Below are 11,707 nucleotides of genomic sequence, written 5' to 3'. Positions count from 1 at the left end.
CAAAAGCGCCGGGCTCACACCGCGGCGCTTTCATTATCATTCTCGCGCAAATGCCGTCATTTGCAGCCCGTTATCGGACGATCAATCGTCGCGGTGGACTTTCTCGCGGCGCTCGTGACGCTCTTGCGCCTCAAGGCTCATCGTGGCGATTGGACGCGCATCCAGACGCTTCAGCGAAATCGGCTCTCCGGTGACGGAGCAGTAGCCGAATTCACCCTCGTCGATGCGGCGCAGCGCCCCGTCGATCTTGCTGACCAGCTTGCGGGCGCGGTCCCGTGTGCGCAGTTCCAGCGCGCGATCCGTTTCCTCGGAGGCGCGATCGTTCACATCGGGGATGTTGCGTGTCCCGTCTTGCAAGCCCTCGATCGTGTCCCGGCTTCCTGCCAGCAGCTCGGCTTTCCAGTTCAGTAGTTTGCGTCTGAAGTATTCGACTTGCCGATCATTCATGAACGGCTCGTCTTCAGCAGGTGTATAACCATCCGCCAAAAAAACTTCCTGCTTCATATCATTCCCCATCGCGGTCTTTAATCCTGTCATGAAGGCGCGTCTCCCGACATCACTCCCGTGGCGTGCATCTAACGCAGCGTTAGCGGATTGTCACTACACAATGCTTATGTTTGTTGGTTTAAGGACCAAGAATAGCGCGTTGAAGAAGGTTGAAAACAAGATGAAATTCCAAGGTACTCAAGATTACGTCGCCACCGATGACCTCACGATTGCGGTAAATGCGGCTGTGACGCTGGAACGACCTCTGCTTGTAAAAGGTGAGCCCGGCACAGGTAAAACGGAACTAGCCCGACAAGTGTCAGCCGCCCTTGGCCTGCCCATGATCGAATGGAACATCAAATCAACCACCCGCGCGCAACAGGGTCTGTACGAATATGACGCCGTCAGCCGTCTGCGCGACAGCCAGCTTGGCGAAGAGCGTGTGCATGATGTCAAAAACTACATCCGCAAGGGCAAGCTGTGGCAGGCGTTTGAGGCCGAAGGCAAAACCGTGTTGCTGATCGACGAGATCGACAAGGCCGACATCGAATTCCCCAACGACCTTTTGCAAGAGCTCGATAAGATGGAGTTCTTCGTCTACGAGACAGGCGAAACGATCAAAGCCGAAAACCGCCCCATCGTCATCATCACCTCGAACAACGAAAAAGAGCTGCCCGACGCCTTTTTGCGCCGCTGCTTCTTCCACTACATCCAGTTCCCCGAGATGGACACACTGCGCAAGATCGTCGAGGTCCACCACCCCGGCATCAAGGAATCCCTGTTGACCACGGCGCTGACCCAATTCTACGAAATCCGCGAACAGCAAGGGCTGAAGAAAAAACCATCCACGTCGGAAGTGCTGGATTGGCTCAAGCTGTTGCTGGCCGAAGATATGGATGCCGCCGATCTGAAAAAAGACGGCAAGTCCGCCCTGCCAAAGTTGCACGGTGCGCTGCTGAAAAACGAACAGGACGTGCATCTGTTCGAACGGCTTGCCTTCATGGCACGCGCGCAAAAGTGACCCCAAAGGGGCGCGGTGCGCCGCGCCCTGATCCCGCATAAAAGGAATATCCAACCGCCCGCGCGTTATTTCACGGCTGCAAACGCGCCCGTCCTATTTGTGACGTCTAAGCAACGATGGTCATAAGCCTGCCTTATTTGTTAACATTTTTCTCTGTTTTGACATGGTTGCTCCCTAGAATGGTCTGGATGGCGGGCGAAAAACACCTGTAATCAGCTCAAAAGGGCAGTCAGGTAGATGATGGATATGATTTTTGCACCGTTCGTGCGCCGCGTGTTGGAGACTGTTAAAGTTGTCCTTGCGGTCCCTGCACCTGCCACAACGGGGTCGCATCCATGAAGAAATACCTTTTGCTGCCCTTGATGCTGGCGATCAGCGCCTGCGTTCCAGCCTCGCATCCCGGTGTGGTAACACGTGCCGCGATGGAGCCCGCTTCGACCTCATCCCTGCCCGCGATGAAACGGTTCACCGTGCACCAATCGCTGCCGGCACCGCGCTCCAACAACGACCTCAGCCTCGATTTTATCGAACTGTCGTTCCGCATGGAAAGCGGCAAGGAGCTGCCCGTTTTCACCCGTTTCGAAGGTCCGGTCACCGTGCGCGTCATCGGTGCGCCGCCCCCGACCCTTGGCCCCGATCTGACCGCGCTGCTCAATCGCTTGCGGCAAGAGGCCCGCATCAACATCAGCCCGACCAGCGGCCCGAATGCCAATATCACCGTCGAGGCTGTCAGCCGCCGCACCATCAGCAAAGTGCTGCCGCAAGCCGCATGTTTTGTGGCCCCGAATGTCAGCAGCCTTGATGAATACAAGAAAGTCCGCCGCACCGCGCAGACCAACTGGTCCTTGCTCAAAACCCGCAGCCGCGTGTCGATCTTCATCCCCAATGACGCCAGCCCGCAAGAGGTCCGCGACTGTCTGCACGAAGAACTGGCCCAAGCGCTTGGCCCGCTTAACGATCTGTATCGCCTGCCGGATTCCGTCTTTAACGATGACAACGTGCATACCGTGCTGACCGGATTTGATATGATGATCCTGCGCGCCTATTATGATCCGGCGCTGCGGTCGGGCATGACACGGGGCCAGGTGGCAAACGCCCTGCCCGGTATTCTGGCGCGGATCAATCCGGGCGGCACATCGACCAAAGCACGCTTCCTGATCCGCACCCCCCGCGCCTGGAATGCCGCCGTTCAGGGCGCGCTTGGGCCCGGACGCTCCAGCGGGCAACGCCAGGACGCGGCCTATAGCGCCATCAAGATCGCACAAAGCCTGGGCTGGCAGGATCACCGCCGCGCGTTTGCCCATTACGCCATGGGGCGCGCGTTGCAATCTGGGGATGCCGAAGCCGCGCATGAACAATACAAGATGTCCGACCTCTTCTACGCCCGCACCCCCGGCACCGATCTGCACCGCGCCTATGTGGCGACGCAACTGGGGGCCTATTCGGTCTCCAAGGGTCAGGGTGCCGAGGCACTGCGCCTGATCGCGCCGCATATCGACACCGCACGCCGCCGCGAGAACGCCGCCCTGCTCAGCACCCTGCTGTTGCTGCGTGCCGAAGCGCTTGAGCTTGAGAACCGCGCGGCCGAGGCACAGGCCGTCAGGGTGGACAGTTTGGGCTGGGCACGGTACGGATTTGGCTCTGACTGGGCTGTGCGGGCAAAAATGCGCGAGATCGCGTCGCTTAACCCGCTCAAATAACTAGCGAAACGGGTTAAAATGATCGTCATACTTCTCGCCGTGATCGGCGCTGTTATCGGGGGGCTGACCGCCCGTAAACGCAACGGCAACCGCAAGGATATCGCACAATACGCGGCCGGGTTTGCGATGGCCTTTATCATCGTCGGCATGATCCTTACAGTCGTTCTGGACCGAGTCCTAACCGGAGCGTAGTTCATGTTTCTGCCATTCTTTGACCAACTGCGCCAACACAAGGTGCCGGTGTCCATGCGCGAGTTTCTCGCCTTTCTCGACGGGATGGCAGCCGGGCTCGCGACCTATGATGTCGATGCTTTCTACTATCTCGCGCGCACCAGCATGGTCAAAGACGAACGCAACATCGACAAGTTCGACCGCGCCTTTGCGGCCGCCTTCTCGGGTCTCGAAAACATCAGCCTCGACGATGTGATGGAGGCCGTGGACATCCCGCACGAGTGGCTGGAAAAAATGGCGGAAAAGCACCTCACCCCCGAGGAAAAGGCCGAGATCGAGGCCGCGGGCGGTTTTGACAAGCTGATGGAGACGCTGCGCAAACGGCTCGAGGAACAGAAAGGCCGCCATCAGGGGGGCAATAAATGGGTCGGCACCGCAGGCACCTCGCCCTTCGGGGCCTATGGCTACAACCCCGAAGGCGTGCGCATCGGCCAGAATGAATCGCGCCACCAGCGCGCGGTCAAGGTCTGGGACAAACGCGAATTCAAGAACCTCGACGACACGGTCGAACTGGGCACCCGCAACATCAAGGTCGCGCTAAAACGTCTGCGCCGGTGGGCCCGTGACGGCGCAAATGACGAACTTGATCTGGGCGGCACCATCCGTGCCACCGCCGAACACGGCTACCTCGACGTCAAAACCCGGCCCGAGCGGCGCAACGCGGTCAAGGTGCTGCTGTTCTTGGATGTGGGTGGCTCTATGGACCCGCATATCAAAACCGTCGAAGAACTGTTCAGCGCTGCCAAGGCCGAATTTAAACACCTCGAATATTTCTATTTCCACAACTGCCTGTATGAAGGCGTCTGGCGTGACAACCGCCGCCGCTGGACAGAACAGCTGGACACGATGGAAGTGCTGCGCACTTACGGACCGGATTACAAATGCATTTTCGTGGGCGACGCGTCCATGTCCCCTTACGAAATCGCCTACCCCGGTGGTGCCAATGAACACTGGAACGCCGAGGCCGGATCGGTCTGGCTCTCTCGCGCGCGGGAACAATGGAACAGCAACCTCTGGATCAACCCAATCCCCGAGAAATACTGGCCCTACACGCAATCCATCAAGATGGTTCAGGAAATCTTTGGCGCAGAGGCAATGGTGCCCATGACCCTCGAAGGGCTAAGCCGCGGGATGAAGACCCTGACCCGGTAATCAGCCGCCGCCCACCACTGATCGGAACATTCCCCCGCGCCCCCGCGTTTTCACCATGAACCCAAATGGTGAAAGGAATTCCCATGATCAAGAAATCAGGCTCCGCAAAATGGACAGGCAACCTCAAAGAGGGCAAAGGCCATGTCTCCACCCAGACCGGCGTGATCAGTGACCAGCCCTACGGCTTTAATACCCGTTTCGAAGGCAAAGACGGCACCAACCCGGAAGAGCTGATTGGCGCGGCCCATGCGTCCTGTTTTTCGATGGCGCTGTCGATGATCCTTGAAGACTACGATCTGGTCGCCGATAGTATCGAAACCAAGGCGACGGTCTTCCTTGAACAAAAAGACGGCGGCTTCCACGTGCCGACGATCCACCTTGATGTGGAGTGTGTCATCCCCGATGCCACACAAGAGCAGTTTGAAGAGGCGGCCAAAACCGCCAAGGAAAATTGCCCCATCTCCAAACTGATGACCGCCGAAATCACGATGGACGCAAAACTGTCCTGATCCTGCCTCAGGGGCCGCTCGCGCTCGCGGCCCCTACCACGCCCCCTTCACCCTTTTCCCAAATACTCATTCCACCCTTGCACCCCGCTCGCCTGCGTCCATATTGGGTGCATGATCCGCATCCTCCCCATACTTCTCGCCGTGCTCTACGGGCTGGCCATGTATCGCTTTTCTGCTTGGCGCACCGCGAAGGAACTGGATGAGAAATCGACTGAACTGCTCGACCCTGCCCTGCGCGAGATGACATCGAAACTGGCCAGCGCCCTCGATCTGCCGCGGATCAAGGTGCATATCTACGAAGTCGCCCCCGTCAATGGTCTTGCCGCTCCCGATGGACGGATCTTCATTACCCGCGGTTTTTACGAGAAATTCAAATCCGGTGCCGTCACCGCCGAAGAACTTGCGAGCGTGATTGCACATGAGCTCGGCCATGTGGCCTTGGGGCATTCACGTCGACGCATGATCGATTTTTCCGGCCAGAACGCCATGCGCGCAGCACTTGGGATGATCTTGGGGCGTATCCTCCCCGGTGTCGGCATCTGGATCGCCAATATGCTAGCGACGCTACTGGCCGCGCGCTTGTCGCGCAGCGATGAATACGAGGCGGACGCCTATGCCGCCGCCCTGCTGACCAAAGCGGGTATCGGCATCGCGCCTCAGATTTCCTTGTTCGAGAAGCTGGAGGCGCTGACCCAAGGCAACCACGGCACCGCCCCCGCCTGGTTGCTGAGCCACCCGAAGACCGCAGACAGGATCGGCGCGCTCACGGCGCTGCAATCCGCCTGGGACCGTTAACCAAGCGCCTTTGCCAGCCGCGGCAGCCGTGCTTTCTTTAGCAACGGTCGCATCTCCCACGGATGGCCCGACAGGCGGCGTGCCTCTTCCAGGACATTTTCGGCGACAGCTTCCATCACCTCGGGCTGCACCAGCCAGACGCCGTGCAGATAGCTGTCGGGATCAACCCGCGCCAATCCCTCTTCAGCCAAGGTGCCACGGGGAAAATCCTTGGCATTCAGTGTCATGATAATATCGGCATGGCCGGTGATCGCGGCGGCGAGCACGTGCACGTCGTTTTCATCCGGCAGGTACAGCCGTGTCGCCACACCGGGGCTTGGGGGTACTTCCGCCTTGGGCCAGGCGGCGCGCAGCAAGGCGATCTCTGCGCGGGCCTGTGCCTCGCCCTCGGGGCCAAGCTTGATCGCGGCGCGCGCCCATTCCTCCAACAGGCGCGCGGAGCACAGCGGTTCAAACACCCCCGCCCGCGCCGCACCCATCACCATCTCGCGCATGACGGTGGGATAGAGCACGCAGGCGTCGATCAGGATGCGCAGCGCCATTACAGGCGGAAGAACAACGACTTGAGGTATCCCGTCTCGGCCAGTTGCGGCAGCTGTGGGTGGTCAGGACCGGCAAAGCCCGTATGCAGCAGCGCTGCGCGCCGCCCTGCCCGACCGATACCGCGCACAGATGCGGTGCGGAACTGGGTCAGATCCGCCGCATGGGAACAGGAACACAGACCCAGCACGCCGTTTTCGGCAACCAGCTGCGCCGCCAGACGCGCCACACGTTCATAGGCCCGCAGACCGGCCTCGAGCGCGGGTTTACCGGGGGCAAAGGCGGGCGGATCGCAGATCACCACGTCGAACTCTTCGCCCTCGGCCCGCAGTGCTGTCAGGATGTCAAAGGCATCGCCTTGGCGCGTGGCAAAACGGTCTGACACGCCCATAGCCTCCGCGCCCTGCTGCGCCAGCTCAAGCGCGGGTGCCGATCCGTCGACCGCAACCGCAGAGGACGCGCCATTTGCCAGCGCCGCGAGTGAGAACCCGCCAACATGGGCGAAGACATCCAGCACGCGCTTGCCTTTGGACAGGTTTGCCGCGAAAGCGTGGTTCGGGCGTTGGTCATAGAACAGGCCGGTTTTCTGGCCTCCGGTGAGGTCAGCCATATAGATCGCGCCGTTCATCGGCACTTGCACAGGCGCGCTTGGTGCCTCGCCATGCAGCACACCGCTTACGTCATCCAGCCCTTCAAGGCTGCGGGTCCGGCCCGACGCGTTCTTGAGCACGTGGCGCACGCCGGTTTGTTCCACCAACGCTGCTGTCAGCGCATCGATATGCACATCAGCCCATGCGGCATTGGCCTGAATGACGGCCGTGTCGCCAAAGCGGTCAATCACCACACCGGGCAACCCATCGGCTTCGGCGTGGATCAACCGATAATAGGGTGCGTCATACATCTGGTCACGCAGTTGCACGGCGCGATTGATATGGGCCTCGAACCAGTTCTGGTTCACCACGGCTTCGGCGTTCTGGTCCAGCATCCGGCAGAAGATCTTGGAGGCCGGGTTCACCGCGACCACCCCCATCACCTGACGGGCACTGTCTTCCAGCAGCGCGAGACTGCCGGGCGCAAGCGCCTTGGTGCGTCGGTCGGTGACCATTTCATTGGCATAGACCCAGGGAAACCCGTGCCGGATGGCGCGGGCATTCGCCTTGGGCAGCAGGCGCACCACAGGCAAATCGGAAGGGTCGGTCGAAGCGGGAGGGGAAAGGGGCGTTGTCATACCGCCCCCATTAGTCGGTTCCGCGCGTTTGGGGAAGCGCAGAGTTCGATTGCTGCCCTAATAGGCGGCAAGTTTCGTGCGTTTATAGCTGCCCGGTGTGGCGAGCTGCTGTTCGATCGCACGGGCCAGATCATGGACCATCACCGCATTGTCCGGCTGCGCCTCTGCGACGGGGGGCGCAAAGCTGCTCAGCTCTACCGCGACCTGACGGGGTTCGGCCAGCGGGTTGCCATTGCGCGCATCGACAACGGTCAGGATAAACTCTGCCGACGGGGATTCTGACGCGGGGTTGTAGAACCGCAATACCTCGACCTCCAGCGCGGCAGGCACGGGACCATAGGCGGTCACCGCCCCCTGGCGGATCGCGGCCTCGAAGATCGCGCGAACCTGATCGCGGCGGTCAGTGTCTGCTTCGCCATGCCAGACGATGTCCGCCGATTGAAGCAGGCTTGGCTCTTGTGCGACCCGCAGGTGATCGGGCACAGAGACGTTGGTGTGCTGGATATGCACTGCGTCCAGCAAGGTATCGGGCTGGTAGGCGTTCAGATTGTCCAGCAAGGACATGCGGGTCGAGGATGTGTCATACATCGCGTTACGGCTGGCAATATCCGCCGGTGCACAACCGGACACGGCAGCGGCACAGGACAAAGCGATCAACAGTTTATGATGTTTCATTTACCCCTCCAAAAGCTGCTGATGATACGGATTGTGCAGCTATGAAACGGTAATGCTGCTCAATTAAGGCAGGAATGGGGCGAGAATGTTCAAAACCTGAGGCATCATTAGGGTATTTCGGCACGTTTGCGCCTTAATGTCAGCCTGTCTAGCTGCGCGGTCGGGTTCTCCATCCGCCGCGTCGCCGGGGCGTGGCCATGTCGATCAACCCCTCTTGCATCACTTGGGTCATGGGGTGGTCATGGTTTTCAGGCGCAACGCGGTCCAACAAGGCGCGCAGGGCGGCTTTGGTATCCGCCTCAACCGGCAGGCTCAGTGCCCAATCCAGAAAGATTGACCGACACTCCGCCTGCGTAATCCCCTCTATGCGGTAGGATTCAAAGATCAGCCCTTTGGGATCGTCGGGGTCGCATTTGCTCATGTCGCGCCCCCGTCTGCTTTGTTCACGTAAGCGGCCAGTGCATCGCCGATGATCGTCGCGGCCTGATCGTAGCTTTGCGCGAGATGGGCATGCAGGTCTTCGGGCGTGTCTACATCAAGCGACCGACATAAGAAGCCCAGACCCGCCTGCCCCAGTGAATCCTCGCGCAGGACAGAGGATGACAACAGCCGTGTCGCGGATTGCAGCGCCCAGCAGGTGCGGTAGACGCGGCGCAGCACCTCTGCCTGATCGGCGGTGATGACGTTCTGTGCCTCCGCATCGCCAAGCGCAGAGGTGATATCCCGCGCCGTGGTGCCCGCCAGCAGGGCCCCGGCCTGCGCCAGCAATTCGATATCCTGCAAGCGCCCGGGCCCGTTCTTGGCGTCCCAAATGCCGCCCGCCACCTTGGCCGTTGCCAGACGTCCACGCATCGCCGCGACCTCGTGCAGGGTATCGGCACGGCCGCGCGGACGGGCGAGCACCTTGTCGCACAGGCGCGCAACATCCTGCATCAGATCATCGGGGCCGGTCACACAATCGGCGCGGGTCAGGGCCAGATGCTCCCACACCCAGGCCTGCCCCATCTGATAGCTTTCAAAACTCGCAAGGCTGGTCGCCACCGGCCCCTGTGTCCCCGAGGGCCGCAAGCGCATGTCCACTTCGTAGAGCTTGCCTTGGGCCATCGGCGCGGTCATCGCGGTGATCATCGCCTGCGTCAACCGCGCATAATAGAGCCGCGACGCCAGCGGGCGCGCGCCGTCAGAGCTTTCGACGCCAGCGGAATCGTAGACCACAATCATATCCAGATCAGAGGCAGCGGTCAGGCGGCGCGCGCCAAGCGATCCCATCCCGACCAGCACCGCACCGCGCCCCGGCGGCGGCCCGTGACGGCGCGAGAATTCGTCGATCACCACCGGCCAGAGCCCGCGCAACACCGCCCGCGCCAGATCGGCATATTGCGCCCCCACCGTCGCGGCATCAATCAGCCCGCGCAGGTGATGCACCCCGATCCGGAAATGCCATTCCTTGGCCCATCGACGACAGGTATCCAGCCGCGCCTCATAATCCTCTTCGGCCTCCAGCACCTCTGTCAGACTGTCGACCAAAGCGTCCTCTGCCGGCCATTCGCTGAAGAAATCACCGCCGATCACCGCGTCGAACACCTGCGCATTACGCGACAGATAGGCAGCGAGCGCAGGTGACGCACTGACAATATCGACAAGCAAATCAGAGAGTTGCGGGTTGATCTTCAACAAAGAGAATAACTGCACCCCCGCGGGCAGACCGCCAAGAAAGCCGTCAAAGGCCAGCAAGGCCTCGTCCGGTTTGGTGGCCCGTGCGAGACGCGCCAGCAATCCGGGTTTCAGCTCTGCGAACAGCTCTGCCCCCCGCGCGCTGCGCAAAGCGGGATAGCTCAGCCAACGGTCCACAATCGCGGCGTCAAACACATGCTCCTCGGGCGTGGCAGCCGCTTCAGGGCTTGAGGTCGAGCCAGCAAAGAAACCTTCGGTCAGTTGGTGAACCTCTTCCAGCCGCCGTTCAAGGTCACTGCGCAGCGCGGGGACATCCATATCCATCATCGCGGCCAGCCGGTCGAACCCCTCTTCCGTTTGGGGCAACGTATGGGTCTGGGCGTCACGGATCATCTGGACGCGGTGTTCCACGGTGCGATGCGCGCGGTAGTGATCGCACAGCGTCTCGGCAACCTCTGAGGGGATCCATTCCTTTTCCGCCAGCACGGCCATGCCTTCGCAAGTGCCGCGCACGCGCAGATCTGCGTCGCGCCCGCCGGCGATCAGCTGACGGGTCTGGGTGAAAAATTCGATCTCGCGGATACCGCCGCGCCCCAGCTTCATATTGTGCCCCGAAAGCGAGACACTGCCCCCCAACCCTTTGTGCTCGCGGATCGCAAGGCGCATGTCATGGGCGTCCTGTATCGCGGCAAAATCCAGATGCTTGCGCCAGACGAAGGGCCGCAGCACCGAGAGGAACTGATCACCCGCCGCCAGATCGCCCGCCGCAGGGCGTGCCTTGATATAGGCGGCACGCTCCCATGTGCGGCCCAGACTTTCGTAATACCGTTCGGCCGCTTCCATCGCGATACAGACGGGCGTCACACCGGAATCGGGCCGCAGCCGCAGGTCTGTGCGAAAGACATAGCCCTCGCCCGTGAGATCGTTGAGCGTCCCGCTCATCGCGCGAGTGGCGCGGACAAAGGCGGTGCGGGCGTCGTGAAAATCGCTGGCGTCAAAGCGTGTTTCGTCGAACAGGCAGATCAGATCGATATCGGAGGAATAGTTCAGCTCGCGCGCACCCATCTTGCCCATAGCCAGCACGACCATGCCTGCGCCGCTGTCGGCGTCCTCTTCCGTCATGCCGGGCAGCTTGCCGCGTTTGATCTGCGCTTTTAGCCCTGCGGTCAGCGCGGCTTGGACGGCGGCGTCGGCGAAATCGGTCAGCGCGCCGGTCACGTCCTCAAGCGACCAAGCCCCCGCCAGATCGGCCAGCCCCGTCATCAGCGCCACGCGCCGCTTGCCCTGCCGTAGATGACTGGACAACTGGTCCGGGGCGACTGCGCCCGCGCTGTCGATCACCTGCTGCACCGCCCCTGCGGGATCATCGAAGGCCGCACGACACCAGTCGGTTTCCTTTTGCATCAACCCCAGAAGATAGGGCGACGTCGATCCCGCCCCCGCCACAAGCGCGGCAATTTCGGACTGCGCATCGGGAAAGAGCGCGCGCGCATCCTGCGCCTGATCGGCCGTAAAGATGCGGGGAAAGCGGGTGATCTGGCTGGCAAGTGTTCTCATACGCCAAGCATTCGCTGGTTCTATGCCCGTCGTCAATGGGGCCGTGGCACCTGCTAACCCCCACCAAACACGTGCAAATCCAAATAATGTAAAAAAGATTTACATTATCCCTTGCAAACCACAGGGCGCACCCCGATCT

Annotated in this window: 12 protein-coding genes; 6 read left to right on the top strand and 6 right to left on the bottom strand. The window is 60.9% G+C overall.

What is annotated here, in order from left to right:
• Positions 1-81: 81 nt before the first annotated feature.
• Positions 82-504, bottom strand: coding sequence for an RNA polymerase-binding protein DksA (dksA, locus tag GLP43_RS09550; RefSeq protein WP_037945012.1), 423 nt, complete (start codon positions 502-504; stop codon positions 82-84).
• Between the two features lie 163 nt (positions 505-667).
• Between dksA and GLP43_RS09545 the strand changes: the two genes are divergently transcribed.
• The 6 genes from GLP43_RS09545 (at position 668) to GLP43_RS09520 (ending at position 5,894) form a co-directional block, all read left to right on the top strand.
• Positions 668-1,507, top strand: a complete 840-nt coding sequence (locus GLP43_RS09545) for an AAA family ATPase (RefSeq protein WP_037945011.1) — start codon at positions 668-670, stop codon at positions 1,505-1,507.
• 335 nt (positions 1,508-1,842) lie between these two features.
• The gene (locus tag GLP43_RS09540; RefSeq protein ID WP_237279128.1) at positions 1,843-3,207 is read left to right on the top strand and encodes a DUF2927 domain-containing protein; all 1,365 of its coding nucleotides are present in this window, start codon (positions 1,843-1,845) and stop codon (positions 3,205-3,207) included.
• A gap of 18 nt (positions 3,208-3,225) precedes the next feature.
• Positions 3,226-3,399, top strand: a complete 174-nt coding sequence (locus GLP43_RS09535) for a hypothetical protein (protein WP_005853331.1) — start codon at positions 3,226-3,228, stop codon at positions 3,397-3,399.
• 3 nt (positions 3,400-3,402) lie between these two features.
• Positions 3,403-4,590 carry a vWA domain-containing protein gene (locus GLP43_RS09530; protein WP_237279127.1) on the top strand — a complete coding sequence of 396 codons (1,188 nt, stop codon included), beginning with the start codon at positions 3,403-3,405 and terminating at the stop codon, positions 4,588-4,590.
• An 83-nt stretch (positions 4,591-4,673) separates the two neighbouring features.
• Positions 4,674-5,099 carry an OsmC family protein gene (locus GLP43_RS09525; protein WP_237279126.1) on the top strand — a complete coding sequence of 142 codons (426 nt, stop codon included), beginning with the start codon at positions 4,674-4,676 and terminating at the stop codon, positions 5,097-5,099.
• A 111-nt stretch (positions 5,100-5,210) separates the two neighbouring features.
• Positions 5,211-5,894 (top strand): M48 family metalloprotease, encoded by a 684-nt coding sequence (locus tag GLP43_RS09520; RefSeq protein WP_237279125.1) that lies wholly within the window; start codon positions 5,211-5,213, stop codon positions 5,892-5,894.
• On the opposite strand, the gene GLP43_RS09515 is transcribed toward GLP43_RS09520, so the two are convergent.
• From GLP43_RS09515 to GLP43_RS09495, 5 genes are all read right to left on the bottom strand, one after another.
• Positions 5,891-6,436 (bottom strand): RSP_2648 family PIN domain-containing protein, encoded by a 546-nt coding sequence (locus tag GLP43_RS09515; protein WP_237279124.1) that lies wholly within the window; start codon positions 6,434-6,436, stop codon positions 5,891-5,893. The two genes, GLP43_RS09520 and GLP43_RS09515, sit on opposite strands and share 4 nt — an antisense overlap.
• Positions 6,436-7,662, bottom strand: coding sequence for an RSP_2647 family RNA methyltransferase (locus GLP43_RS09510; RefSeq protein WP_237279123.1), 1,227 nt, complete (start codon positions 7,660-7,662; stop codon positions 6,436-6,438). Before GLP43_RS09510 ends, GLP43_RS09515 begins: the two co-directional genes overlap by 1 nt.
• Positions 7,663-7,719: 57 nt before the next feature.
• Entirely contained in the window at positions 7,720-8,337 is a 618-nt protein-coding gene (locus tag GLP43_RS09505) for a DUF6778 family protein (RefSeq protein WP_237279122.1), read from the bottom strand.
• A 148-nt stretch (positions 8,338-8,485) separates the two neighbouring features.
• Positions 8,486-8,758, bottom strand: coding sequence for a hypothetical protein (locus GLP43_RS09500; RefSeq protein WP_237279121.1), 273 nt, complete (start codon positions 8,756-8,758; stop codon positions 8,486-8,488).
• On the bottom strand, positions 8,755-11,568 hold the full coding sequence (locus GLP43_RS09495) for a bifunctional [glutamine synthetase] adenylyltransferase/[glutamine synthetase]-adenylyl-L-tyrosine phosphorylase (RefSeq protein WP_237279120.1): 2,814 nt from the start codon (positions 11,566-11,568) through the stop codon (positions 8,755-8,757). The genes GLP43_RS09500 and GLP43_RS09495 overlap by 4 nt, the downstream gene beginning before the upstream one ends.
• Positions 11,569-11,707: the final 139 nt, after the last annotated feature.

This window comes from Sulfitobacter sp. M39 (assembly GCF_021735935.1).
Lineage (GTDB): Bacteria > Pseudomonadota > Alphaproteobacteria > Rhodobacterales > Rhodobacteraceae > Sulfitobacter.
The sequence above is the reverse complement of the archived record's forward strand: the minus strand, read 5'-3'. Positions and strand labels throughout refer to the sequence as shown.

Excerpts from the sequence above, each read along its gene's own strand:
- GLP43_RS09525 (WP_237279126.1), top strand. The coding sequence starts at position 4,674 with ATGATCAAGAAATCAGGCTCCGCAAAATGGACAGGCAACCTCAAAGAG.
- GLP43_RS09515 (WP_237279124.1), bottom strand. The coding sequence starts at position 6,436 with ATGGCGCTGCGCATCCTGATCGACGCCTGCGTGCTCTATCCCACCGTC.
- dksA (WP_037945012.1), bottom strand. The coding sequence starts at position 504 with ATGAAGCAGGAAGTTTTTTTGGCGGATGGTTATACACCTGCTGAAGAC.
- GLP43_RS09530 (WP_237279127.1), top strand. The coding sequence starts at position 3,403 with ATGTTTCTGCCATTCTTTGACCAACTGCGCCAACACAAGGTGCCGGTG.
- GLP43_RS09495 (WP_237279120.1), bottom strand. The coding sequence starts at position 11,568 with ATGAGAACACTTGCCAGCCAGATCACCCGCTTTCCCCGCATCTTTACG.
- GLP43_RS09540 (WP_237279128.1), top strand. The coding sequence starts at position 1,843 with ATGAAGAAATACCTTTTGCTGCCCTTGATGCTGGCGATCAGCGCCTGC.
- GLP43_RS09520 (WP_237279125.1), top strand. The coding sequence starts at position 5,211 with ATGATCCGCATCCTCCCCATACTTCTCGCCGTGCTCTACGGGCTGGCC.
- GLP43_RS09505 (WP_237279122.1), bottom strand. The coding sequence starts at position 8,337 with ATGAAACATCATAAACTGTTGATCGCTTTGTCCTGTGCCGCTGCCGTG.
- GLP43_RS09535 (WP_005853331.1), top strand. The coding sequence starts at position 3,226 with ATGATCGTCATACTTCTCGCCGTGATCGGCGCTGTTATCGGGGGGCTG.
- GLP43_RS09500 (WP_237279121.1), bottom strand. The coding sequence starts at position 8,758 with ATGAGCAAATGCGACCCCGACGATCCCAAAGGGCTGATCTTTGAATCC.
- GLP43_RS09545 (WP_037945011.1), top strand. The coding sequence starts at position 668 with ATGAAATTCCAAGGTACTCAAGATTACGTCGCCACCGATGACCTCACG.
- GLP43_RS09510 (WP_237279123.1), bottom strand. The coding sequence starts at position 7,662 with ATGACAACGCCCCTTTCCCCTCCCGCTTCGACCGACCCTTCCGATTTG.